This window comes from Actinoallomurus sp. CA-142502, assembly GCF_050936355.1.
In the GTDB taxonomy this organism is placed as follows: domain Bacteria; phylum Actinomycetota; class Actinomycetes; order Streptosporangiales; family Streptosporangiaceae; genus Actinoallomurus; species Actinoallomurus iriomotensis.
On sequence record NZ_JBNJMY010000001.1, the window covers coordinates 4,205,383 to 4,229,609 of the forward strand.

At 71.4% G+C, this 24,227-nt stretch carries 21 protein-coding genes and 1 tRNA gene; 12 read left to right on the plus strand and 10 right to left on the minus strand.

Annotation, left to right across the window (positions count from 1 at the left end; translation table 11 throughout):
- Positions 1-398: 398 nt before the first annotated feature.
- The 3 genes from ACQEV1_RS20345 to ACQEV1_RS20355 all read left to right on the plus strand — a co-directional run bounded on the left by ACQEV1_RS20345 (position 399) and on the right by ACQEV1_RS20355 (position 1,993).
- Positions 399-1,019 (plus strand): ArsR/SmtB family transcription factor, encoded by a 621-nt coding sequence (locus ACQEV1_RS20345; protein ID WP_285616713.1) that lies wholly within the window; start codon positions 399-401, stop codon positions 1,017-1,019.
- 48 nt (positions 1,020-1,067) lie between these two features.
- Positions 1,068-1,826 carry an SRPBCC family protein gene (locus ACQEV1_RS20350; RefSeq protein ID WP_285616712.1) on the plus strand — a complete coding sequence of 253 codons (759 nt, stop codon included), beginning with the start codon at positions 1,068-1,070 and terminating at the stop codon, positions 1,824-1,826.
- 93 nt (positions 1,827-1,919) lie between these two features.
- Positions 1,920-1,993 (plus strand) — tRNA-Pro (locus ACQEV1_RS20355).
- 107 nt (positions 1,994-2,100) lie between these two features.
- Here ACQEV1_RS20355 and ACQEV1_RS20360 read toward each other — a convergent pair.
- The 3 genes from ACQEV1_RS20360 to ACQEV1_RS20370 form a co-directional block, all read right to left on the minus strand.
- Positions 2,101-2,700 (minus strand): tetratricopeptide repeat protein, encoded by a 600-nt coding sequence (locus tag ACQEV1_RS20360; RefSeq protein WP_433395205.1) that lies wholly within the window; start codon positions 2,698-2,700, stop codon positions 2,101-2,103.
- A gap of 53 nt (positions 2,701-2,753) precedes the next feature.
- The gene (locus ACQEV1_RS20365; protein ID WP_433395207.1) at positions 2,754-3,899 is read right to left on the minus strand and encodes a hypothetical protein; all 1,146 of its coding nucleotides are present in this window, start codon (positions 3,897-3,899) and stop codon (positions 2,754-2,756) included.
- 196 nt (positions 3,900-4,095) lie between these two features.
- A complete protein-coding gene (locus ACQEV1_RS20370) occupies positions 4,096-6,054 on the minus strand; it encodes a WD40 repeat domain-containing serine/threonine protein kinase (protein ID WP_433395209.1) in 1,959 nt (652 codons plus the stop codon).
- A 161-nt stretch (positions 6,055-6,215) separates the two neighbouring features.
- On the opposite strand from ACQEV1_RS20370, the gene ACQEV1_RS20375 reads away from it, so the two are divergent.
- The 7 genes from ACQEV1_RS20375 to ACQEV1_RS20405 all read left to right on the plus strand — a co-directional run bounded on the left by ACQEV1_RS20375 (position 6,216) and on the right by ACQEV1_RS20405 (position 11,542).
- Positions 6,216-6,290: a putative leader peptide gene (locus tag ACQEV1_RS20375; RefSeq protein ID WP_433405939.1), complete on the plus strand. Its 75-nt coding sequence runs from the start codon at positions 6,216-6,218 to the stop codon at positions 6,288-6,290.
- A 52-nt stretch (positions 6,291-6,342) separates the two neighbouring features.
- Positions 6,343-6,795 carry a cysteine dioxygenase gene (locus tag ACQEV1_RS20380; RefSeq protein ID WP_433395211.1) on the plus strand — a complete coding sequence of 151 codons (453 nt, stop codon included), beginning with the start codon at positions 6,343-6,345 and terminating at the stop codon, positions 6,793-6,795.
- A gap of 193 nt (positions 6,796-6,988) precedes the next feature.
- Positions 6,989-9,253, plus strand: coding sequence for a nitrate- and nitrite sensing domain-containing protein (locus ACQEV1_RS20385; protein WP_433395213.1), 2,265 nt, complete (start codon positions 6,989-6,991; stop codon positions 9,251-9,253).
- A 25-nt stretch (positions 9,254-9,278) separates the two neighbouring features.
- Positions 9,279-9,692, plus strand: a complete 414-nt coding sequence (locus ACQEV1_RS20390; protein ID WP_285616704.1) for a roadblock/LC7 domain-containing protein — start codon at positions 9,279-9,281, stop codon at positions 9,690-9,692.
- Positions 9,693-9,698: 6 nt separating this feature from the next.
- Entirely contained in the window at positions 9,699-10,073 is a 375-nt protein-coding gene (locus ACQEV1_RS20395) for a DUF742 domain-containing protein (RefSeq protein WP_285616702.1), read from the plus strand.
- Entirely contained in the window at positions 10,054-10,641 is a 588-nt protein-coding gene (locus tag ACQEV1_RS20400; protein WP_285566309.1) for a GTP-binding protein, read from the plus strand. The genes ACQEV1_RS20395 and ACQEV1_RS20400 overlap by 20 nt, the downstream gene beginning before the upstream one ends.
- 415 nt (positions 10,642-11,056) lie before the next feature.
- Positions 11,057-11,542, plus strand: coding sequence for a hypothetical protein (locus ACQEV1_RS20405; RefSeq protein WP_285616701.1), 486 nt, complete (start codon positions 11,057-11,059; stop codon positions 11,540-11,542).
- A gap of 48 nt (positions 11,543-11,590) precedes the next feature.
- Here the strand turns inward: ACQEV1_RS20405 and ACQEV1_RS20410 are convergent, their stop codons facing one another.
- The 6 genes from ACQEV1_RS20410 to ACQEV1_RS20435 form a co-directional block, all read right to left on the minus strand.
- Positions 11,591-13,069 carry an FGGY-family carbohydrate kinase gene (locus tag ACQEV1_RS20410; protein ID WP_285616699.1) on the minus strand — a complete coding sequence of 493 codons (1,479 nt, stop codon included), beginning with the start codon at positions 13,067-13,069 and terminating at the stop codon, positions 11,591-11,593.
- A gap of 123 nt (positions 13,070-13,192) precedes the next feature.
- On the minus strand, positions 13,193-14,188 hold the full coding sequence (locus ACQEV1_RS20415) for a substrate-binding domain-containing protein (RefSeq protein WP_433395217.1): 996 nt from the start codon (positions 14,186-14,188) through the stop codon (positions 13,193-13,195).
- Positions 14,185-15,318, minus strand: a complete 1,134-nt coding sequence (locus ACQEV1_RS20420) for an ABC transporter permease (protein WP_285616697.1) — start codon at positions 15,316-15,318, stop codon at positions 14,185-14,187. Before ACQEV1_RS20420 ends, ACQEV1_RS20415 begins: the two co-directional genes overlap by 4 nt.
- A complete protein-coding gene (locus ACQEV1_RS20425) occupies positions 15,311-16,879 on the minus strand; it encodes a sugar ABC transporter ATP-binding protein (RefSeq protein WP_433395219.1) in 1,569 nt (522 codons plus the stop codon). Before ACQEV1_RS20425 ends, ACQEV1_RS20420 begins: the two co-directional genes overlap by 8 nt.
- The gene (locus tag ACQEV1_RS20430) at positions 16,876-19,305 is read right to left on the minus strand and encodes a glycoside hydrolase family 172 protein (RefSeq protein WP_433395221.1); all 2,430 of its coding nucleotides are present in this window, start codon (positions 19,303-19,305) and stop codon (positions 16,876-16,878) included. The genes ACQEV1_RS20425 and ACQEV1_RS20430 overlap by 4 nt, the downstream gene beginning before the upstream one ends.
- On the minus strand, positions 19,302-20,711 hold the full coding sequence (locus ACQEV1_RS20435) for an L-fucose/L-arabinose isomerase family protein (protein ID WP_433395223.1): 1,410 nt from the start codon (positions 20,709-20,711) through the stop codon (positions 19,302-19,304). The genes ACQEV1_RS20430 and ACQEV1_RS20435 overlap by 4 nt, the downstream gene beginning before the upstream one ends.
- A 197-nt stretch (positions 20,712-20,908) precedes the next feature.
- Here ACQEV1_RS20435 and ACQEV1_RS20440 point away from each other — a divergent pair, with 197 nt between their 5' ends.
- Positions 20,909-21,904: a LacI family DNA-binding transcriptional regulator gene (locus ACQEV1_RS20440; protein WP_433395225.1), complete on the plus strand. Its 996-nt coding sequence runs from the start codon at positions 20,909-20,911 to the stop codon at positions 21,902-21,904.
- A 15-nt stretch (positions 21,905-21,919) separates the two neighbouring features.
- On the opposite strand, the gene ACQEV1_RS20445 is transcribed toward ACQEV1_RS20440, so the two are convergent.
- Positions 21,920-22,873 (minus strand): LysR family transcriptional regulator, encoded by a 954-nt coding sequence (locus ACQEV1_RS20445; protein WP_433395227.1) that lies wholly within the window; start codon positions 22,871-22,873, stop codon positions 21,920-21,922.
- A gap of 108 nt (positions 22,874-22,981) precedes the next feature.
- Here ACQEV1_RS20445 and ACQEV1_RS20450 point away from each other — a divergent pair, with 108 nt between their 5' ends.
- Positions 22,982-24,208: an MFS transporter gene (locus ACQEV1_RS20450; RefSeq protein WP_433395229.1), complete on the plus strand. Its 1,227-nt coding sequence runs from the start codon at positions 22,982-22,984 to the stop codon at positions 24,206-24,208.
- Positions 24,209-24,227: the final 19 nt, after the last annotated feature.

Below are 24,227 nucleotides of genomic sequence, written 5' to 3' on the forward strand. Positions count from 1 at the left end.
CTCCGCATCGATGTTTCGGCGGCGCGCACGCGTCCGTAACCCAAATGGTTTCGGAAGTGCTGCTGCGAGGACTGTCGGGGGAAGACTGCGTCGGTTGTCGAGCATCCGTGAGCAATTGGTTACAGTGAATCTGTATCACACGGCAGATTGGATTGGCGAGATCCATCTGTCTCTTGCATTTTGGACATCGTTGTGCTTTCTAGGGCCTGACCGAAACTATTTGCGCTGACAGACAGTCTTTGTTTCGGTCATTCGCTCTGCTCAGGGCGGTGGTCGGCGCGGTGCCGGGCGCGGCGATACGGACCTCGCGTGACGAGTGTCACAAATCGCCCACGCTCCGTGACGCCGAACACTCCGGCAGTCTTGACAAAAAAGTTTGTCGGTGCGAGGCTCCTCGCATGTTCGAAGTGGCAGTGATCGAGGACCCGGCCGCGGCCGAGGTCTCACTCGACCCCATCCGGGCCCGCCTGCTGGCCGAGCTGGCCGAGCCCGCCTCCGCGACGATGCTGGCCGCCAAGGTCGGCCTGCCGCGACAGAAGGTGAACTACCACCTCAAGGCGCTCGAACGGCACGGCCTGGTCGAGCTGGTCGAGGAGCGCCGCAAGGGCAACGTCAACGAGCGGCTCATGCGGGCGACCGCCACGTCGTACGTCATCTCGCCGGCCGCGCTCGCCGCCGTCCAGCCCGACCCCGCGCGCTCGCCCGACCAGCTCTCCGCGCGCTGGCTGCTCGCCGTCGCCGCCCGTCTCGTACGCGACGTCGGCGAGCTGATCACCGGCGCGGCCAAGGCGCGCAAGCGCGTGGCGACGTTCGCGATCGACGGCGAGGTCAGGTTCGCCTCGGCGGCCGACCGGTCCGCCTTCGCCGAGGAGCTGGCGAACGCCGTGGCCGCCCTGGTCGCCAAGTACCACGACGCGACGGCCGAGGGCGGGCGCGAGCACCGCGTGGTCGTCGCCGTCCACCCGAGTACCCGCCCCCGCGAGGACGGGGCCGCCGCCCCGGCGGAAGAAGAGCGCTGACCGGACCGCCGGCGGCATCCCCGTACCGGCATGGAGAAAGAGACGACGATGACGCACGAGTTCGAAGTACGCAAAGAGATCACGCTGGACGCCACCCCCGAGCAGGTCTGGGACGCCATCGCGACCGGTCCCGGCATCGACTCCTGGTACATGGGCCGCAACGAACTGGAGCCCCGCGTGGGCGGCAGGGGCGGCCTGACGCTCGGCGGCCACACCGAGGAGTCCACCGTGACCTCCTGGGAGCCGGGGGAGCGGCTGGCGTACCGCACGCCGGAGAACCCCGACGGCACCTTCATGGCCTTCGAGTACCTCATCGAGGGCCGCGACGGAGGCGGTGCGGTGCTGCGGCTGGTGCACAACGGCTTCCTCGGCGACGACTGGGAGACCGAGTACGAGGCGATGAAGACCGGCTGGGACATGTACCTCGCCAAGCTGGCGGAGTACCTCACCCACTTCCGCGGCCGCGTGGCCACACCCGTCTTCGCGGCGCGTCCGCAGGGCCCGGCGCCGGAGCGCCTCTGGGCGGTACTGCGGAAGGAGCTGGGCCTGACCGGCGATGTCAAGGAGGGCGACCGGGCGGCGCTGACCGTCGAGGGCCTCCCGCCGATCGACGGCGTGATCGACTACGTGGACCGGCCCCACTTCCTCGGCATCCGCACCGAGGACGCGATGTACCGCTTCATCCACTCCGGCGCCGACCGCGGCAACGTCATCGTCCTCGGCCACCACCTGTTCGCCGGCACGGCCGGGCAGAAGGAGGCCGAGCACGCCTGGCAGGGCTGGCTCGACGGCCTGACCTTCGCCTGACGCCCGCTCGCGTACGGCCGGGCGACGGCCCGCGGCCCGCGCCCTGCGCGACCAGATCATCGGCCACGCTGTGCTAGCCTTTTAACGCGTTCTCGGGACGTAGCGCAGCTTGGTAGCGCATTTGACTGGGGGTCAAAGGGTCGTGGGTTCGAATCCCGCCGTCCCGACCGAGATCACAGGCCTCAGCGATCATCATGGATGACCGCTGAGTGTCCAACTGAGTGACCAACGCACGAAGGGGCGCCCGTACGGGCGCCCCTTCGTGCGTGTTGCCTCACTCCGCCGCGTCGTCGGGGCCTTCCCCGCGGCGTTGTATCAGCTCCTGGTCGGCGTAAGCCTGCCAGCCGTACCGGGTGAACCATTCTGCCCGGCGGCGGTCCTGTTCCGTTCGATCCAACTCCCGCAAACGGCTCGCGGCCTCTACCGCTACTTCCGGATGGCCGGTGTCGACGGCCTTTCGGTGCCAGCGCCGGGCCTCCTCGAGGTTCCCCTGGCCCGCCTCCAGCAACCCGAGGTTGTTCATCGCCTTCGGTGCGGCGTCGGTGTGATCGGTGGCGGCGGCCTGCCGCCACCAGCGCCGGGCCGCCTCGATGTTCCTCCGCTTCGCCTCGAGAAGCCCGAGATTGGTCATCGCCGTGGGGACGGTGTCAGGGTGGCCGGAGTCGATGGCCTGCCGGTACCAGCGGCGGGCCGCCGTGGTGTCACCGATGCCATGGAGCCACGCGGCGACCTGGTTAAGCGCATCAGGGGCGATGGTGGTGCCGGGGTGTCCCAGCAGGCGGTGGGCGGCGGAATGGGCACCCATGCGCAGGGCGGTGTATCCGATGTCGCGGCGCTGGTCGCCATCGAAGAAACGGTCGGCATAGGCCCACAAGGCGTCCTGGACGGGCCAGTGGACCGAGGCGGACCCATCGTCGGCGACGACGCTCAGCAGCGAGTGCGGAGCGTACCGCCGGCACCGGCCACGGTCTGCACGTCGATCAGACGCGGCCTGTCGGGCCTGACCGCGGTCGCCCATTCCAGTGCCCGGGCGTAGCCGGCGGCCGACGCTGGGGCGATGACGCTCTGCCCGGCCGGCTCACGCCGATAGGCCCCGTACAGGTGCGTGAGGACGTCGGTGGTGAGGAGACGGGGCAGCCGGGCCCGGTACCAGTCGGTGACCGCGTGCAGCAACGCGACCCGATCGGTGGTCTCTTCCCCGGCCGGTGTCAAGGCGTCGTGGATCTGCTCCCACGCCACCATCAGCCGGCCCATCAGCACGTCGGCGTCCTCGTCCAGGACCGGTCGCAGGCCGGCGTACGTGTCCTGGGCTCGCAGCTCGGCTCGCTCGGTGCGGGTCAGCACGCCCAACTCGACCTGAACGGCATGTTCTTCGAGCGCCTTGACCTGGTATTCGGGGATCCGTAGTCCCTCCAGCTCACCGGTGTCGATGGTGGCCAGCACCCGCAGCCCGTCCGGGAGCCGGTCGGCCGGCAGGAGCGCGAGTTCGGTGAATCGATCCGGCGTCAGCCCATCCAGCCACAGCACCGCACCAGGCCCGTGGCCGGCCCACCGGCGGGAGCATTCGATCATGTCGGTGAGCCGGACGCGCGGGTCATCGACGAAGCCGAGGACGTAGTGGTCGGGGAGCTGCGATTGGGCGGCCTGGGCGAGGGTGCTGGTGGTCCCGGCCAGCCGGGGGCCGGCCACCACGACGATGGGCCGGCGTCCGCCGGTGAGCGCCTCATCCAGGGCGTCGTCGACGTCACGGGGGATGTAGAGCGCTTCGCCTTCGGGGCCGAATCGGTTGGGGTGCACACCCAGATCTCGGGGGGTGACCTCCGTCAGTCGCCGTGGCGACTCGTCCGGGGCGGTCAGGGTCGGCCAGAGTGTCGGCCGGATCTGCTCGTCGCGGACGTCCGAGCGAACCAGCCATCGGTTGACGCCTTCGGCGAGCGTCGCGAGCGTCAGCGCGGCGGCCAGCGCCCACCAGTTCCACCGGCCGCCGTTGAGGATCTGGTTGACCGCGGTGCCGACCGCCACGGCCATCGCGGCCACGCCGATGACCCGGGCCAGCAGGCGTATCGGCTTCATGCCCGCTTCCCGGTCGAGCCGAGAAAGGCGCGCCCAGGCGGGAAAGGACTGTCACGGAGACGTCGTGCCATGGCTTGACGCTACGGCGTGGCGGACACAGCAGGTGCACCATTGCGGCAGAAACGAGACCATGCGCTGACACGCGTCGGTCGGATTACATTTTCCGACGGTTCCGTCGGCATTTCCGTCCGGTGTCTCAGCGCAGCTCCCACAGGCGTACGGCGGCGTCGTCTCCGGCCGTGGCGAGGGTCCGGCCGTCCGGGCTGAAGGCGATCGCGTCGACCGTGCCGGTGCGCGCGTCCAGCCGGGCGGCGGCGGTGCGGCTCCGGACGTTCCACAGCAGCACGGTCTCGTCGCTCGCGCAGGCCAGCGTGCGGCCGTCCGGGCTGAACGCCACCGCGTTCACCCGCCCCGTGAACCGGGGCACGGTGGCCGTCAGCCGGCGCCCGCGGACGTCCCACAGGCGTACCGTGCGGTCGTCGCCGCCCGTGGCGAGGGTCCGTCCGTCGGGGCTGAACGCCATGTCACCGACGAGCGAGGTCAGCCTGGTGAGCGTCGTGGGCCGTGGCCGCGCCGAGACGTCCCAGAGGCGTACGGCCCGGCTGCCCGCCGTGGCCAGGGTCCGCCCGCGCGGGGCGAACACCGCGCTCAGCAGGGTCTCCCCGGGATCCGGCAGCGACCGTGTCGTACGCCGGGTGCCGACGTCCCACAGGCGCACGGCGTCGCCGGAGGTCGCGAGGACGGCCCCGTCGGGGCTGAAGCTGGGCGTGCCGGCTCCCCGGCCGTGGGTGCCGAACGTCGCGACCGCACGGCGGGTGTGGACGTTCCAGAGGACGACCCTGCCGTCGTAGCCGCCGGTCGCGAGCGTGCGGCCGTCCGGGCTGAACACGGCGCCGGCGACCGGGTGCCCGCGACCGGTCAGCATGGCGGCCGGGATGGCGGACGGGTGGCCCGCGGCGGTGTTCCACAGCCGTACGGCGTGGTCCTGGCCCGTCGCGGCGAGAGCGCGCCCGTCAGGGCTGAACGCCACGTCGAGCACCTCGCCGCCGCCCGCGGGCAGCGTGGCGGCCAGGCGCGGACGGGGGACCGGCGTGCGGTACGACGCGGTGGGGCGGCGCCGTGGGTCGTCCACGCGAAGGCCGTTGCTCAGCAGCAGGAGGGCGAGCGTCGTCAGGGAGGCGACGGTCACGACGGGCCGCCGGCGCGGCCGGGGTGACCGTACGCTCCGCGCCGCCGGGCGGGGCGGCGGGGCGGCGGCCGTTCCGGGCGTCGGCCGGGTCGGCTCGCGCCACTTCTCCCGTACGCGCCGCGTCCGGCGCGCCGTCGCGGCGGAGGAGGCGCGTTCGCCGGCGGCGTCCGCGAGCAGTTCCGCGGCCTCGCCGGCGGTCATCCGTTCGGCGGGGTCCCGGCGCATCAGCCCGTCGACGACCGCGCGGAGCGGCCCGGCGTGGCGGGCCGGCGCGGGCTCGCCCGTGAGGATGGCGTGGAAGGTCGCGTTGGCGTTCGGGCCGCTGAAGGCGCGCCGTCCCTCGACGGCGTAGAAGAGCGTGGCGCCGAGCGACCACAGGTCGGAGGCGGCGACGGCGGGTTCGCCCCGCGCGCGTTCGGGCGCGGTGTAGGACGGGGCGCCCATGACGATGCCGTTCCCGGTGATCTCGTCGCCCGCGCCGCCCTCCGTACGGGCGATGCCGAAGTCGCCGAGCACGACCCGGTCGTCGCCGACGATGACGTTGCTGGGCTTCACGTCGCGGTGGAGGACGCCGTGGGCGTGCGCGGCGCGGAGGGCGTCGAGCACCCGCAGGCCGATGCGCGCGGCCCGCGCCGGCGCCAGCGGACCCTCCATGCGGACGATCTGGCTCAGGGTACGGCCCGGAACGTACTCCATGATGATCCACGGCACGCCGTCGTGCTCGACGACGTCGTGCACGGTCACCACGCCCGGATGGGTGAGCCGCGCCGCCGACCGGGCCTCGCGGAAGGTGCGTTCCCGGTGCTCGCGGCGCTGCTCCTCGGTGAAGTGCGGCGGGAGGAAGAGTTGCTTGGCGGCGACGTCGCGCCGCAGCCGGTCGTCGCGGGCCCGCCAGACCACCGCGAACCCGCCCCTGCCGATCTGCTCGATGAGTAAGTACTGCCCGGCGATCAGGCTCTCCCTCATGCGAGGACCTTAACCACGGCGGGCGCGCCTGCCACAGGGACGCCGGACTCGGCATCGATGAGCGGCCGTACGGCGTCGGCGGACGGTGACCGCGCGGGCCCGGCAGGCAACTCCCGATGTTTCCAGTTGACTTAGTAGGCAATCTGTCCCAAGCTGGGGGAATGCTTTTCGGTGCTCCTCTTCACGCGCGCCTGCACGTCGACCTTCGGCGGCAGGCCAGCGCGCTGTGTCGGTGATCGAGCTCGTACGCCCGCGCCGTTCACCGAGGTTCGATTCAGGAGCATCATCATGACCACCGCCACCATCAGCTCGACCACGTCCCGGCTCGGCGAGATCGCCCGGTCCCTCGCCGACCGGTCCGAGGAGTGGCTCCACCGCGTCCGTCTCAGCGCCGACGGCCGCTGGTACGAGCGCCTGCACCACGACGACGACCACGAGGTCTGGCTGATCAGCTGGCTCCCGGGACAGTCGACGGGGTTCCACGACCACGGCGACTCCGAAGGCGCCTTCACCGTCGTGCTGGGCAGCCTCGAAGAGCGTGCGCCCGGTCGGACGCGCACCGTCGACTCGGGCGATTCCTGGGCCTTCGGCCCTGACTACGTCCACGACGTGCGCAACGTCACGGACGCTCCCACGGTCAGCGTGCACGTCTACTCCCCGCCGCTGAGCACGATGCGGCGTTTCGAGGAGACGCCCGACGGCCTGGTGGAGGTCGCCGTCGAGCAGACCGAGGACTGGTGACGCCGAGCGAATGTCCGCGGCCGCGGCGACCGAGCGGAGCCTGATTTGGGCGAGTTGCCACCAAGGTAACTAATGTGGTGCCATTTACCTTCTCGGGGAATTGCTCCATGAGCGGTGCTTGGTGCACACGCGCAAAACCGATAAGGCTGTCATGGCTTCCTCCAAGCATTCCGCAAGGTCGCTGCGGCTGAGGTTGTTGGTACTGCTCCTGATCCCGCTGCTCTCCCTCGCGGCGCTGTGGGCATTCGCCGCCTATCTCACCTCGCGCGATGCGCTCGGGAAGTACGAGGCGTCGACGACGTACGAGAAGGTCGCCGTGCCGGGGGCCACGCTCACCACCGCCCTGGAGCAGGAGCGCGTCGCCGCCGCCGGCTTAGTGAGTGCCGATGGCAGTGGCGAGCGCGGCGGGATCAACACCGCGCGGGCGAGCACGGACGCCGCACAGGCGGCGTTCCGCCGGTCGGCCCTGTCCGGCGCGGCGCGCCGGACGATGAGCGGGACGACGCGGCAGCGACTCAACCAGCTGCTCACCCAGCTCGACGGGCTGGCCGGCGTCCGGGCCAAGGTCGACGCGGGCAGCGTGGACGCCCTGGGCGCGATCAACGACTACGACGCGGTCGTCGACGCGCTCCTGCGGCTGTTCGGCGGCATGGCGCCGATCAACGATCCGGACGTCTACCGGCAGGGCACCGCGCTCATCGCGGTGAGCACCGCGCGTGAGTTCATGATGCGTGAGAACGCGCTGGTGACGGCCGCGCTGGCCCGGCGCGCCAAGCGCTTCACCGGGCCGGAGTACACGATGTTCACCCGGAACTCCGCGAACGAACGCTACCTGTTCGACGGCGCCCTGGCCGAGGTGAAACCGAGCCTGCGGGAACCGCTCCAGCAGCTCGCCGGCTCCTCGGAGTTCAACACGCTCCGCAGCCTGGAGGACGCCATCGTCGCCGGCGGCCCCACGGCGTCGCTGGCCCCACGGGCGAAGGACTGGCACGCCACGGTCGCGCCGCTGACCACGACCTGGACGCAGACCGCCAGCCGGGCCGGCGCCATTCTCACCGCGGACACCAAGCCCATCGGCGACCGGATCATGTTCATGCTGTACGCGACCGCCGGGTTCGGTCTGCTGGCCGTCGTCTGCTCGATCGTGGTCTCGGTGCTGTTCGGCCGGAGCCTCGCCCGCGAGCTGACCGGCCTGCAGCGCGCCGCGCTCGACCTGGCGGGGGAGCGGCTCCCTCAGGTGATCAGGCGGTTGCGAGCCGGTGAGAAGGTCGACGTCGAGGCGGAGGTGCCCCCGGTACGGGTCGGCCGGAGCCGGGAGGTGACCAAGGTCGCCGACGCCCTGACCACGTTGCAGCGGACCGCCGTGCAGGCCGCGATCGGCGAGGCGCGTCTGCGCCAGGGCATCAACCAGGTCTTCCTCAACCTCGCGTGGCGGAGCCAGTCGCTGCTGCACCGCCAGCTCAGCATGCTGGACACGATGGAGCGCCAGGCCACCGACCCGGACTCGCTGGAGGGCCTGTTCGCGCTCGACCACCTCACCACCCGCATGCGGCGTCACGCGGAGGGCCTGGTGATCCTCTCCGGGGCCGCACCCGCCCGCGGGTGGCACAACCCGGTGGCGGTGCGCGACATCCTGCGTGCCGCGATCGCCGAGGTCGAGGACTACACGCGGGTCGTCGTCGAGGCGGCCGCGCCCGCGGCCCTCGACGGAACCGTCGTCGCCGACATCACCCACCTGCTCGCCGAGCTCATCGAGAACGCCACCGCCTTCTCTCCGCCGCCCACTCAGGTGCACGTACGCGGTGAGCTGGCGGCCAGGGGCTATGCCGTCGAGATCGAGGACCGCGGCATCGGGATGAACGACGCCGAGCTCGCCGACGCCAACCACCGGCTGGCCCACCCCCCGGAGTTCGACCTGGCCGACAGCGACCGGCTGGGCCTGTTCATCGTGGGCCGGCTGGCCGAGCGGCACGGCATCGACGTCCGGCTGACCGCGTCGCCGTACGGCGGTGCGCGCGCCGTCGTCATGATCCCGCTCGACTTCATCGCCGGCGACGGCGGTGAAGACTACGAGCAGGCATGGTACGACGAGCCGTCCGACGGCGCGGCGTGGCCGGCGACGCCTCCGTGGCGGCCGCCCGGCCGGGCCATGCCCCCGCTGCCCGCGGCGGCGGGGACGATCGGCCTCGCCACCTCCGACGGCTCGGACCCGGACGCGCCCGAGCTGCCCCGGCGTGTCCGGCAGGCGAACCTCGTTCCGCAGCTGCGCGACGACACCTTCGCGCCGGGGCCGGCGGTGCCCGGGCGGGCGGACGCCGGACCCGGGGAGGCCGGGCCACCGCCGAGCAACGTGGACACCGGACCGACCACCCGGCCGCCGGAGGAGACCCGGTCGATGATGACCGCGCTCCAGCAGGGCTGGCAGCGCGGGCGCGAGGAAGAGGACCCGGACGAGTGAGTTCCTTTGGGAAGGCGGCGAGCGGATGCTCGAAACAACCGGTGAGCTGAGCTGGTTGCTGGACGACCTCGTCGGCCGGGTGCACTCGGTGCGGCAGGCGATGATCCTCTCCGGCGACGGGTTGCCCATGGGCCTGTCGCACGGCATCGCGCCGGCGGACGCCGAGCACTTCGCCGCGCTCTCGGCCGGGTTCCACAGCCTGGCGCGCAGCGTCAGCGACACCTTCGGCGGCGGCGACATCCGCCAGACGGTCGTCGAGCTCGAGTCGGCCTTCGTCTTCGTGATGGCGGCCGGGGCCGGGTCGTGCCTGGCCGTGCACGCCGAGGGCGACGTGAACATCGGAGTGATCGCGTACGAGATGACCCGGCTGGTCAAACGGGTGCGCCGACATCTCGGCGCCGCCCCGCGGTCGGCGGGCGGAACGCCGGGCGGAGCGTGATCTCCGGTGAACGAACGGCGACGGCGCTGGTTCGACGACGCCGCGGGACCCGTGGTCCGTCCCTACGCCGTCACCCGGGGGCGGACGCGCTCCGGCGGAGGACCGCTGGACCTGGTCTCCATCGTGGTCGGTGGCGTACCGTCGGCGGCGGACCGGATGTGGCTCGAGTCCGAGCATCTGCGTCTGCTCGCCCGCTGCCGCAGGCCGACCACGGTCGTGGACCTCGCCTCGGACACGGACCTGCCGCTCGGCGTCGTCCGGGTCCTGCTCGGGGACCTCAGAGACCGGGGGCTCGCCACGGTCCGGGCCCCGGCGCCGTCAGAATACGCACGCGACGAGACGGTACTCCGAATGGTGTTGGATGAGCTTCACTCTCTTTGAACCGCAGGCCGACGCGCGACCGAGGGCGATCAAGATTTTGATCGCCGGCGGCTTCGGCGCCGGCAAGACCACGCTCGTGGGCACGGCCAGCGAGATCCGCCCGCTGCGCACCGAGAGCGGCCGGTCCGCGTACGGGCGCGCGATCGACGGCCCCATCGGCATGGACTCCAAGGAGTCCACCACGGTGGCGATGGACTTCGGCCGGGTGACCCTCCCGAACAACGTCATGCTGTACCTGTACGGCACGCCGGGGCAGCGTCGCTTCTGGTTCATGTGGGACGGCCTCGCGCGCGGAGCGGCGGGCGCGATCGTGCTCGCCGACACGCGGCGGCTGCCGGACTGCTTCGGCGCGATCGACTACTTCGAGCAGCGGGGCACGCCGTTCGCCGTGGCGGTGAACTGCTTCGACGACGCCCCGAGGTACGGCGAGGCGCGCGTCCGGGTGGCCCTGGACCTCGACCCGGGCGTGCCCATCATCATGTGCGACGCCCGCTCGCGCGACTCGGTGATCCAGGTGCTCATCGCGGTGGTGGAGCACGCTCTGCGCGTCAACGGCTCGTTCGTCTAGGGCCGGTCGCCCAGCGGGGGCCCGAATCCCGGCCTGCTCGCCGTTCCACACGACCGGTGAGCGAGGCGGATCCCACGCCCCGGCGGGTCCTCGATGGCCGATATCCGGCATGGCGCCAGACCGGATCACGGCTCCCGCACGCCATTCGATCATGAACGGTTTCATGATCAGTAATTGTGGTGAGCGAAAAAATGATCACTGAATTGTGAGATCGATTTCCTAGCCACAGCGGGATTCGATACTGTTCATACCGCTTTGTTACAAGCCCACGTGCGTGTGGACCAGGGTCCTTGTGATCTTTCTCCCCCAGCAGTGACTCACGAAAGGACGCCACCGTGGGAACCGCAGTGCCCCCCGCCGCATTGCCGCGAGGATGTGTCCGGGGCGACGCGAGCATGACCGTGGACGCCGAGTCATGATCGTCTCAGTCGTCATCCTGCCCATCGCCCTCCTCAGCCTGGTTCCGGTCATGGCGGTCCGCCGCCGGGACGGCGTTTCCCGAGGTGCCGCCTGGCGACATCCGGAATCGATGACCGCCAACCTCGCCGCCGACGCCGAGGAGTACCTCGCCTGGCTGGCCGACCATCACTGGCCCGACGACGAGTACCTCGAACTCGAGCGTGGCTGGCGGTCCGAACTCGACCCCTTCGAGCCGTACGACGACCGTCCCGTGTGCCCCGGCTGCCATCGCCCCGGCAACGACGTGTGGCCGTGCCACGAGTGCGGGCTGATGATGCACTCGACTTGCGGCTACGGAATGCGGCGAAAAAAGATCTCCAAGCCGTACCGTACGCGCGACATGGGCGCGGAGTCGGTCATCGCCGAATGGCGGTGCAATCGGTGCATGTCGGTCGTCGGCCTCGATGTCGACCGGGGTGACGAGAAGGGCCGCGCCCAGTAACCGCACCGGTGGCCCGTGGGGTTCCGGACATCGGCGCCCGGCCACCGCTCAGGGTTCCCGGGAGAAGGCCGCCAGGGTGTGGGCGGCCTCCCGGGTCGCGGGATAGAGGTCGCGGTAGAGCCGGTACAGCTCGGCGTAGACCTCGCCGGCCGCGGGGTCGGGCTCGACCGTGTCCGCCGGCGGGTTCCAGTCCGCGCCGTCGGACAGGCCCGCCGCGCGGGCGGCCAGCAGTGCGTCGCCGTAACACGCCCCGATCGTCACCGAGGGGATGACCTGTGGCCGGCCCAGCACGTCCGAGACGATCTGGGTCCACAGCCCGCCCTTCGTGCCGCCGCCGACCGCGACCAGCCGCCGTGCCTCGCCGCCCGCCGACCGCATCGCCTCCAGGTTGTGCCGGACGCCGAAGGCGGTGCCCTCCAGGGCCGCGCGGTACAGGTGGCCGCGACCGTGGCCCAGGGTCAGGCCGAGCACGAGGCCGCGCGCGTCGGGGTCGAACAGCGGGGTCCGCTCGCCGGCGAAGTAGGGCAGCATGATCAGCCCGCCGGCGCCGTGCCCGGCGGCCCGTGCCTCCTCGGTCAGTTCCTCATAGGCCGCGCCGGTGAGCTGCCGCAGCCAGTCGGTGACGGCGCCGGAGGTGGCCATGCCCGCCGCGAGGTCGTAGGTGCCGGGCGTGACGCCGACCGTGCCCCACAGGCCCGGCCAGGTGCGGCGTGAGTCGAGGACCTCGATGAGGAACATGGTCGTGCCGTACATGACCATGACGTCGCCGGGCTCGGTCACGCCGACGCTGACCGCCTCGGCCCACGCGTCGATGGTGCCGGCGACGACGGGTGTGCCCGCGGCGAGTCCCGTACGCTCCGCCGCTCCCTCCGTGACCGTGCCGGCCACCTCGCCCGGCCACGCGAGCGGCGGCAGGTCCAGGCCCGGGGCGATCTCCTGCGCCCAGTCGCCGATCCAGGCGTGCTCGCGGCTGTCGTACAGCGGTGAGCACTGGCTCGCCGAATGGTGGTCGAGGACGTACACGCCGGTCAGCTCGTGCACGAGGTAGGAGCTCGCCATGAACAGCCGGCCGGTGCGCTCCCACACCTCCGGCTCGTGGCGGCGCAGCCAGGCCAGCTTGGGCCCCACCGCCTGCGTGGTCAGCGGCGAGCCCCCGCGCGAGACGATCGCCTCGGCGCCGTACCGCGCGGTCAGCTCCTCGATCTCGGCGACCGCGCGCGTGTCGACGCCGTACAGGATGGCGGGGCGCAGCGGCACGCCCTCGGCGGTCGCGGGCAGCGCGCACGGGCCGATCCCGCTGACGCCGACGGCGGCGACCGGTTCGCCGCCGGCCTGGGGGAGCAGCTCGCGGGTGACGGCGGCGAACCCCTCCCACCACACCTCGCGGGCGTCGTGCTCGGCCCAGCCCGGATGGGGCCGCGACACGGTGTGTTCGCGGACCGCGGTCGCGACCACGGTGCCGTCCGGAGTGGTCAGCACCCCCTTCGTGCTGGACGTACCGATGTCGACTCCAAGCAGGAGACTCACGCGCCACCCTTTCCCCGCCGAGGGGCGCGGTCCGTCGACCGCGCCCTGGGGCCTGTCTCAAAGCCCCGCTGTCCTACTGCGCGGCGGACGAGGACTTTGAGACAGGCCCCCGATCCTCACGCGTCAGCCGCTGATTTTCCCGGACATGTCGTACTGCTTGTAGAGCTGTGCCGCGTTCTCCTTGGTCACCTGGGTGGTGTGCAGCACCTGCTTCTTGCCCACCTGCTGGCCGTGCGCGATGGCGTACGCGGTGGCGGCGGCCTCCTTCGCACACGTCGGGTAGACGAACGTGCTGGTCAGCTCGCCGAGCTGGACCGCGCGGATGCCGCCGTCGGGGATCGCCAGGCCGTCGATGCCGATGAACTTGATCTGGCTCTCCCGGTGCTGCGCCTTGGCGGCCAGGTACGCGCCGAGCGTCATCGGGTCGTTGTGTCCGTACACCAGGTCGATCTTGGGGTACTTGCTCAGCCACTGCTGCATGATCGGCACCGCGGAGTCCTTGAGCCACTTCGCCTCGCGGTCCGCGACGATCTTGATCTTCGGGTTGGCCTTGACGGCGTCGCGGAAGCCCTTGTCCCGGTCGATCTGCGGCTGGTCGGACATGATGCCGCGCAGCTCAACCACGTTGCCGCCGTTCGGCAGCTGCTTGACGGCCTCCTGTCCGGCCAGCTTGCCGATCTCGTAGTTGTCGCCGCCGATGAAGGAGGTGTAGCAGTCGGTGTTGACGCTGCGGTCCAGGATGATGACCGGGATCTTCGCCTGGCACGCCTGCTGCACCGCCGCGGTGAGCGGGGCCGGCTCGTTCGGCGAGACGATCAGCACGTCCACCTTCTGCTGAATGAAGTTCTGCACCTGGCTGACCTGCGTCGCGCTCGACTGGTGCGCGTCGGCGATCGGCAGCAGCTTCATGTCGGGGTGCTGCTTCATGAAGTACTCGAGCTGCAGGTTGAGCTGCGCGCGGTACGGCTCGGCGTTGTTGGACTGGGAGTAGCCGACGACGAACTGCTTCTTGCCGCCGGCACCGGAGCCGCCCGAGGCCGACGGCGCCTTCGACGCGCAGCCCGCGGCGAGTGTCACCACCGCCACGACCGCCACGAGCGGGCGAATCAAAGATTTCACTTTTCGTCTCCTTCTCGGGGTGAAGAACCGATCAGGCGTCTGACCGGTGTGAGAGCGGCGGCGAAGAAGCCGGGCCGCTGGAGGACGACCGCCGCGACGACGATCAGGCCCTTGATGACGAGCTGCCAGTTGTCGCTGACCGCGTTGAGTCCCAGCACGTTGTCCAGCAGCGTGAGGATCAGCGCGCCGACGAACGTGCCGACGATCGTGCCCCGGCCGCCGGCCAGGCTCGTACCCCCGATGACGGCCGCCGCGATGGCGTCCAGTTCGTACGAGGTGCCGGCGAGCGGGTCGGCCGAGGCGCTGTAGGCCGCGTCGATCGGTCCCGCGAACCCGGCGAGCAGCCCGGACAGCACGAACACGGTGATCGTCACCGCGGTGACGTTGACCCCGGAGAGGCGGGCCGCCGTCGCGTTGCCGCCGACCGCGTACACGTGACGGCCGAACCGCGTCTTGGACAGGATCAGCTGGAACACGACGCAGACGACGACCAGGGCGAGCACCGGGTAGTAGACGCCCTGGCCGAGGACGCCGGTCAGCACGTTGTGCCCCGGCGTGCCCAAATCCTGGAACTGCGCCGAGTGCGGCGTCAGGTGCCCCTGGTCGTTGACCACCTGCGTGCCGACGCTGACGTTGTTGGAGTACTGCCGGTCGAGCCCGCGCACCACCGACAGCATCGCGAGCGTCATCACGAACGACTGGATCCGCAGCCACGTCGTGCCGACGCCGTTGCACAGCCCGAAGAACGCCCCGACGAGCATGCAGATCGGCACGATCTCCCAGGGCGTCATGTTGTGGTGGACGAGCATCATGGCCGAGACCATCGAGCCGATGCCGAGGATGGACCCGACCGACAGGTCGATGCCGCCGGTGAGGATCACCAGGGTCACGCCCACCGCGAGGATGCCGCGGGAGGCGAACGCGCCGACCGCGTTGGTGAGGTTGGTCTGGTTCCAGAACACCTCGCCCTTGGTGGCGAGCCCCAGCACGATCACGAGGATCAGGCCGATGTAGCCCTGCAGCGAGCCGAGCACCGGCAGCAGCCGCCGCATCCGGGTCCGCAACCGCGGCGGCGACCCGCCGGTCTCCGCGGCCACGGTCTCCTCTTCGGTCGCGGTCTGGTCAGGCATCAGCTGTCTCCTGGTCGAGTACGGCCTGGCGCGCCATCGCGGCGGCCAGGATGTCCTCCTGGTTCGCCGGCGGGCCGTGGGCCGGGTCACGGTGGAACTCTCCGGTGAGGCGCCCCTCGCAGAGCACGAGGATCCGGTCGCACATGGCGATGAGCTCGGGAAGTTCGGAGGAGACCACCAGCAGGGCGGTCCCGTTCGCGGCGAGCCGGCTCATCAGCGCGTGGATCTCCGCCTTGGCGCCCACGTCGATGCCGCGCGTCGGCTCGTCCATGAGCAGCAGCGCCGGCTCAGTGAGCAGGCACTTGGCCAGCACCACCTTCTGCTGGTTGCCACCCGAGAGATTGCGCACCGTCGCGTTCAGGCCTGGTGCCTTCACCCGCAGGTCGCGAACCTGCCCGGCCACCGCGGCGCGCTCCCGCCGCCGGTCCACGAACAGCCGGGTGTAGCGGCCGAGCGCCGCCAGGCTCGCGTTGAACGCGACGGTGTTGCCGAGCACGAGGCTCTGCGCCTTGCGGTCCTCGGCGACCAGCGCCAGACCGCGCCGGATCGCGTACCGCGGCGAACGCGGCCGGTACGGCCTGCCGTCCAGCTCGATCCGCCCGGCCGAGGGCCGGTGGGCGCCGTACAGCGTCTCCAGCACCTCGGTGCGGCCCGCGCCCATGAGGCCGGCCAGCCCGACGATCTCCCCGGCGCGTACGGTCAGGTCGACGTCGTGCAGCGCGGTCCGGCCCGCCTCGGCCCGCAACGACAGGCCCTCGACCCGCAGCCGCACGTCGCCGCCACCGTGCTCCCCGCTCTCGCGGGGGAACAGGTCGCCCAGCGGACGGCCGACCATCATCTGGATCAGCTCGGCCCGCGTCGTGCCCGCCATGTCACGCCGCCCGATGTACGCGCCGTCGCGCAGCACGGTCACCGAGTCGGCGATCTTCTCCAGCTCCTCCAGCCGGTGGGAGATGTAGATGACGGCCACACCACGGCCGGTCAGGTCGCGGATCACCTCGAACAGCCGCTGTACCTCGGCGTCGGCCAGCGCGGACGTCGGCTCGTCCATGACGAGGATGCGCACGTTGTTGCTGAGCGCCTTGGCCACCTCGATGAGCTGCTGCTCGGCGATGCGGCAGCTGCGGACCAGGCGGCGCGGGGACAACCGCAGGCCGAGGCCGGCCAGCAGCTCCGCGGTACGGGCGTGCGCCACGGACCGGTCGCGGGTGCCCCACCGGGTGCGGGGTTCCCGGCCGAGGAAGATGTTGTCCGCGATGGACAGGTCGGGCACGAGGTTGAGCTCCTGGTGGATCATGGCGATCCCGTGCCGCGCCGCGTCCTTGGGGGAGTGGATCGCCGCCTCGTCCCCGCCCACCTCGATGACGCCGTCGTAGTCGCCGTGCACGCCGGCCAGGACGTTCATCAGCGTCGACTTGCCCGCCCCGTTCTCGCCGAGCAGGGCGGCCACCTCCCCGGCGTGCACCGTCAGGTCGACGCCGGACAGCGCCCGCACGCCGGGGAAGCTCTTGCCGATGCCCCGCATCCGGAGCACGACTTCCCTTGTCACCGGCTGGGTCACCGGTTGCTCCACGCCTGGTAGGACGCGGCCGGCCACGGCGGGCCGTCCGGCGTCAGGGTGACGGTGATCGAGCGCCGGCCGGCGGTGACGCTCGCGGGCACCTGGTAGGTGTCGTCCAGCCAGCGGTGGGTGGTGTTACCGAGCGGCTGGAGCCAGTCCGGCAGCGCGTGCCCGTTCACGCTCACCTTCGCGTGCTGGTACGGGGTGTTCTGGTCGCTCGTCCGCAGGAGCGTCACGCCCCGGTTGGCCGGGTCGACGGCGAGCCGGAACGTGACCGGTGCCGTCGCGGGCCGTACGTTCGCGGTGAGCGCGGTGTTCGTGCCCTCGAAGTTCGAGCTCAGGCTGGTCACCGGGGCGGTCCCGGTGTAGCCGTGCGCCTTCTCGCTCGCCGCGTCGCCGAGGGTCAGCGTGTCCGTACGGCGGGACGCGTCGGAGTCCTGGCCGTACCAGAAGGCGGTCGTGGAGTAGTTCGCCGCCACGTCGTCGCCGGGCCCGTGCTCGATGCCGAACGTGATCGCCGAGCCGAACGGCACCGCCTCGTTGATCATGAATCGGTACGCCCCGGTGCAGTCGGAGCCGGCGGCGCAGCCGGTCGTGGAGGTCAGGTGCGCCGGGTCGCCGTTGAACGGCTCGGTGTAGGTGTCGCGGTTGAAGTACCAGCCGCTCTGGTAGAAGTCCTCGGTGCCGGTCCCGTGGATCTGCGGGCTGCGCGAGCCGTCGGTGTAGACGCGCTCGTCGCCCTCCAGGAACGCTCGCGACGCCGGGCCCCGCATCGAGGAGACGACGCCGACGAACTTGCCCTGGCCGGTGGCCTGCAGGTATGTCCAGTCCTTGCCGTTCTCGGTGGCACCGGACCGCGACTGCGTGCGGAAGTAGCCCTCACCGGTCATGACGTGGCGTCCGGAGGTGACCTCGGCGTCCCCGGCGGTCACCGCCAGCGGCGAGCCGTTGTACAGCTCGACCGTCGCGTCGTGCCGGTACGGCATCGGCCACCAGGCGGCGTAGGAGTGCGCGGCCGGGTCGATGCCGGTGAACAGGGACCGTACCGGCGCGACCGCGAAGCCGGAGCCGAAGAACTCCCCGAGCGGCGAGTCGACGGTCCGTTTCCCGTCGAAGGTGATCCGCACCCGCAGGCCCTGCAGGAGCTGCTGCGCGGTGTGCAGCCTGGCCAGCTGGTCGTCGCTCAGCGGGTAGGCGTACACGCGGTCGCCCTGCCAGGTCTGGCCGGTGATGGCGTACCCGTGGGCGGCCTCGTCGGCGGTGTCGCCCACGTCGACCGTGTCGGTGCGGGTCAGCGAGCCGCCGACGTGGCTGTCGGCCCAGTAGGTGAACTCGTTGAAGTCGAAGTCGGAGGAGATGAAGGTGTTCTTGATGGTGAGCCTGGACTTCCCGGCGGTCAGGCTCGCCGGGAGCTCGACCGAATCCTCGGCCCACTCCCCGATGCCCTTCGGTTCCGTCGGCCCCCACTGGCCCGCGTCCTGGCCGTCGACCGTGATCGAGGCGCGCTGGTGGCCGATCCCCGGGTCGTAGCGGCGGGTCAGCCGCACGCCCGTGTTGGCCGGGTCGACCTTGACGGTGAAGGTGCTGGAGCCGTTCGCCCCGAACGCGCGGCCGTCGTCCTCGACGCTGCTGTGGGCCGAGACCGGTTCGGCCTGCGGCAGCGTGAGCCGCAGGGCGGACAGCTCGCCGGCGCCGGTCGCGCGCGCCAGCGTCGTGGTCGCGCCGGGAGCGAGGCGCAGCGCCGACTTCCGCGTACGGGCGCCGGGCAGCGGTGCCTTGGGGTCCCGGGTGCCGGCGGCCTTCAGCTTGGCGATGACGTCCATGGCGTGGTCGGACGGATCGAAGGTCCGCACGCCGGCGTCGTCGGCGAAGGTCCGGTAGGTGACGTGGTAGAAGATCGGGTTCTTGTCGGTGGTGATCCGCATCGAGTGCCGGAACGGCATCGGCACCTCGACGTACACGCCGCCGGAGGTCTGGTCCGCGTTGGCGACGAGCGGGTTCACGAACGGCGCGCCGACCTTGCCGTCGACCAGGTCCTGGAGCGACGCGTGCACCACGTCACGGCCGTCGAGGGTGATGGTGATGTTCCCGGTGGCGCGCACGTCGCCCTCGTCGCGGGTGAACCAGATCGCGTCCACCTCGCCGGCGCCGTCGTGCTCGGCGATGACGCAGCCGTCCGCGGTGGTGCGCAGGCAGGAGTACGTCCCGTTGAAGCCGTCGTTGTTGCCGCCGGTGCGGTCGAAGCTGGAGAACTGCTTGGTCTGCACGCCGGTGGTCAGCCGGGCGAGCCGGTCGGGGTGGCGGTAGAGGTCCCAGCCGACCGGGCCCTTGGCGCTCACGGGGGCCGCCTGGGCGTGGGTCGTGACGCCGGTCAGCGTGCCGGCGGCGAGGAGGAGGACGGCGAGGCGTCTCAGGCGAGGTCTCATCGAAGTTCACCGAACCCGTCGAAGTCGATGGCCAGCAGTTCGCAGACGGCACGCAGCTCCGCGACGTACTCGCCGGGGACCGCGTGGATGTGGTTGGCGCCGAACCGGGACAGGAACTCCTCGCTGTCCACGCGCAATCGGGCGAACGCGTGCGGCCACTCGTACGTCGACTGGCGCATCATCGCCTCGTTCGTCGCGTCGTCGTACTGCTCGAAGGCGCCGCGCATGACGTGCATCCGGTACCGCCCGTCGTAGCGGGTGAGCCGGGCGAACGTCATCTCGCCGGGCGCGGCGAGGTGCTGCACGGAGGCGCCGCCGGCCGGGAAGTAGAACACCTCCGGGTGGAAGTGGACCTTCGCGAGGTTCTCCGCCGGGTCGGCCGAGCGCGCGGCGTACCAGGTCGCGTGCTGACCCGAGTTGCACAGGTCCCACACGTCCTTGTCGGCGTGGTAGTGGCGCACGTCGGCGAACAGCACCGGGTCGCCGGACAGGAGCTTGAGGATCTGCATCGTCAGCGCGCCGTCCATGTCGGCCTCGGTCGCGGTGACGTGGGTCTCCTTCGGGCCCTCCCAGTCGTACGGGTCGTTCAGGAACGCCTCGGTGACGTCCATGGTGGTGAAGTGGGTGGTCAGCTCGGGCTGGCCCTTGATGCCGGAGAAGTCCAGGTTCCACTCGTCGATCAGCTCGCGCACGGCGTAGTAGGAGCGGATCTGGCGTTCGAGCAGCTCGGGGGTCAGCTGCTTGCCGTCGTAGTGGACGTTGCCGTGCTTCTCCAGCCAGTCACGCCCGGCCGTGACGCGGGAGGCGTCGGCGTTCTCGGCGCGGCGGACGACCTCCCACTGGTCGATCTCCTCGACGTCGACGCCGAACTGGCGCATCCACTGGTCGGTGTTGGCGGTCGCGGTGTACATGCCCATCGGCCGGCCGCCGATCCGGCCGAACGTCGAGCCGCGCAGGCCGGTCACCGCCGTCGCGGCCCGGACGCTGGTGAGGATCCGGTCGGTGATGGCCTCCGGGTCGCCCCACACGCGGGAGTGGACGCGGCCGGCCTGGTCGAGCGCGCCGCCGCCGGCCAGCATGCCGACCATGCCGGGGTACTGCGGGTCGATGTTGCCGACGAGCAGCAGCGGACCGGGGGTGGCGTCCGCGGCGAGCATGGTGAAGTGCGGGAACGCCCACACCGGGTAGTTGAAGATGATCAGGTCGGGTCGCTGTCCGGCCACCCACCGCGCCTCGGTGGTGGCGAGTTCGTTGGTCCAGATGACGTCGCGGGCGGTGATCACCTCGTGCCCGTGCGCCCGCAGCAACTCGGCCAGGGTCCGTGTCGACTCGCTCACATGGCCGGCGACGTCGCGCGCGACGAAGTCACGCCCGTCCGACATGCTGAGTAGACCGATTCGCGCCACGCGTGACCTCCGGTTGGACGTCCCGGCCGCCTTCTCCGACCCGGCGCCGGGGGTGGGGTACAGTCGTCGAGAAATCGATTTCTGAAATCGATTTCTCGGAACGTAGATCGTGGCTTCCGGAGCTGTCAACCCCCGGCACTCAGGTGACCGTGGACAATGTTCCGGATGGCGAAGAGGGGGGCGGCATCATGGCGCAGGTGACGATCCGTGAGGTCGCGCGGACGGCGGGCGTGTCGCCCGCCACGGTGTCGCGCGTGCTCAACACCTCCGAGACGGTGTCACCCGATCTCAAGGAGCGCGTGCTCGCCGCCGTACGCGACCTCGGTTACCGCCCGAACAGCCAGGCCCGCAGCCTGCGCACCCGGGCGACGACGGTGCTCGGCGTGATCATCTCCGACATCACCAACCCGTTCTTCACCGCGATGGTCCGGGGTGTGGAGGACGTCGCCAGCGCCGCCGGCTACTCCGTGGTGCTGGCCAACGCCGACGAGGACCTGCGCAAGGAGCAGCGCTACCTCGAGGTGGCCGCCGCCGAGCAGATGGCGGGCGTGCTGCTGTCGCCCGCCTCGGCCACCGAGACCTCCATCGACGTGCTGGCCGAGCGCGGCATCCCGGTGGTCACCATCGACCGGCGGCTCAAGAGCGCCGACGTCGACTGGGTGATGGTCGACAACCACCGGGCCGCCAAGGAGGCGACGCTCCACCTCGTCGAGCAGGGCTGCCGCCGGATCGGCTTCATCGCCGGCCGTCTGGGCACCACCACCGGCGCCGGCCGCCTGGCCGGCTACCGCGCGGGCCTGCGGGCGGCGGGCCTGCCGTCGGCGCGCGAGCTCGTGGTGAGCGGTGAGTTCCGCATCGACGGAGGCCGGGAGGCGACCGAGCGGCTGCTCGCCCTGCCCGACCGCCCGGACGGCCTGTTCGTGTCCAACAACCTGATGACGATCGGCGCCGTGGACGCGCTCGACACGGCGGGGGTGCGCTTCCCGGACGACATCGCCCTGGTCGGCTTCGACGACATGATGCCGGCGCTGAGCCTGCGCTCGCAGATCACGGCGGTGAGCCAGCCGACGTACGAGATCGGCCGTCAGGCGACGGAGCTCCTGCTCAGGCGGGTGAGCGGTGAGCCGTTCCCCGAACGCCACATCACCCTGAACGCCGAGCTCAAGGTGCGGGAGAGCTCGATCCGCTCCTGACCCGGCCGGGACCGGTCACCCGGACGACCGCGCGACCGCTTCCGGTGGCATCGTCGCGTTCTGCTCGTCGGACGCCGCGACGGCCGTGGCCGCTCGCACGAAGGCGGCGACGGCCGGTGAGTGTGAGTTCTGCGGCCAGGCCACGGCGAGCGTGACCGGCAGGAGGTCGTCGGCGGGGCGGTAGACGATGCCGGGTCGCGGGTAGCGGCGTGTCACGCAGGCGGGCAGGAAGGCCACGGTGTCGCCGAGCTCGATCAGCTTGAAGATCTGGGTCAGGTCGGAGGCCGCCCGGTGAGTCACGACCGCGGGCTCACGGTCGGTCTTCGGCGGCCGCTCGCCGCTGCCGACGGGCGGTCCGAGGTCGTCCCGGTCCGCCGGGGACCCGTCGGGACGCGTCCGCCCGGCGAGGTCGGCCAGTCGCAGCGATGATCGGGCGGCCAGCGGATCGGCCGCCGACAGGGCGACCAGGCGGGGCTCGGTCAGCAGCGGTTCGACGTCGAGGCCGCGCTCGTCGCAGGGAACGGCGAGCAACGCGACGTCCGCCCGGCCGTCGCGCAGCGCCTGGTCCTGTTCTCCCCGTCCGCCCAGCAGCAGCTCGACCGGTGGCGCGGCCTCCTCCCGCCGGTACGCGGCGAGGATCCGCGGCAGCAGCCCGCCGTCATGGTCGGCCTTGAGCGCGAGCCGCAGCCGTGGTGCGGGCCGGCCGGCGTGCCTCGCGCGGCGGGCGGCCGCGGCGATCGCCGCCAGCACGTCCCGGGCGTCCCGCAAGAGGACCTCTCCGGCCGCCGTGAGCGTGACCTGACGTGTCGTCCGCTCGAACAGCGTCACGCCCAGCCGGCGCTCCAGTTCTCGTATCGACCGGGACAGCGGCGGCTGTGCCATGCCCAGCCGGGCCGCCGCCCGGCCGAAGTGCAGCTCCTCGGCGACGGCCACGAAGTATCGGAGTTGCCGCACCTCCAGATCATTCATATCCGCAAGGTATCAACGGTGATCCGATCGGTCCTTCAGGTCCGCGCCCGCGACGGGTTGACTGGCCGCTGCCGTGGAGGAAGGACCAGCTGACAGCGGGGAGTGCCCATGACGGACTCGGTGACCGGCGATCGCTGGCTGCCCCACGTGAGCGTGCTGGCCGTCGGCGCCTTCGTGGTCGGCACCGACGCCTTCGTCATCGCCGGCCTGCTCCCCGACATCAGCCGTTCGCTGTCCGTCAGCGTCGCGGCGGCGGGCCAGCTGGTCAGCGTGTTCTCCATCGCGTACGCGGTGCTCTCACCGGTGCTCGCCGCGCTGACCGGCGGCTGGTCCCGGCGTACCGGCCTGGTCACGGCACTGCTGGTGTTCGCGGCCGGCAACGTGGCGACGGCGCTGGCGCCCGGCTACCCGCTGGTCCTGGCCGCCCGGGTCGTCGCCGCCGCGGGCGCGGCCATGTTCACGCCCAACGCCGGGGCCACCGCCGCGACCGTCGCCGGTGAGCGGCGGCGCGGTCAGGCCATCGCCGTGGTCACCGTGGGTCTGACCTCCTCGCTGGTGGTGGGCGCCCCGCTGGGCACCGCCATCGGTGACGCCTGGGGCTGGCGGGCCACCGTGTGGTTCGTCACCGCCCTGACCGTCGTGGTGACGCCGATCATCGCGCTGCGCCTGCCGCACATCCGGCTCGCCGGCGCGGCCGGCCTGCGGCAGAGATTCGCACCGCTGGCCGATGCCGGGGTGGTCCGGGTACTGGCCGGCACACTGCTGGCCTTCATCGGCATCTACCTGCCCTACACCTACATCGGCGCCGTGTTCGCTCCGGCGCCGGCCGGTCACGGCGACCGGGTGGCGCTCCTGCTGTTCGCCTTCGGCGTGACCGGCACGGCGGGCAACCTGGTCGCGGGCAGGCTCGCCGACCGGTACGGGCCGCGCCGGGTGGTGATCACCGCCACCCTCTCGCTGGTGGTGGTGTTCCTGGTCATGCCGCTGATCAGCGGGGTGTTCACCGCGGCGGTGCCGGTGGTCGCGTTGTCCGGGTTCGCCTCCTGGTCGGTCACCGCTCCGCAGCAGCACCGGACCATCGCGCTCTCGCCCGCCGGGGCCGGGCCGCTGGCGGTCTCCCTCAACGCGGCGGTGCTGTACCTGGCGATCTCGCTGTCCGGCCTGATCGGCGCGGTCGGCCTGAAGTCCGGCGGAGCCGCGGCGCTTCCGGTCATCGCGGCCGTCTTCGTCCTGGCGGCGGCCATTCTGACCTGGCTGTCCGGCCCGGCCGAACGGCGGGCGACGGCCAGGACGGTGAGGGAGCGGTCGCGCGAACCGGACGAAGGTGTCCGTTGACGTGCTCCGGCGTACGGAC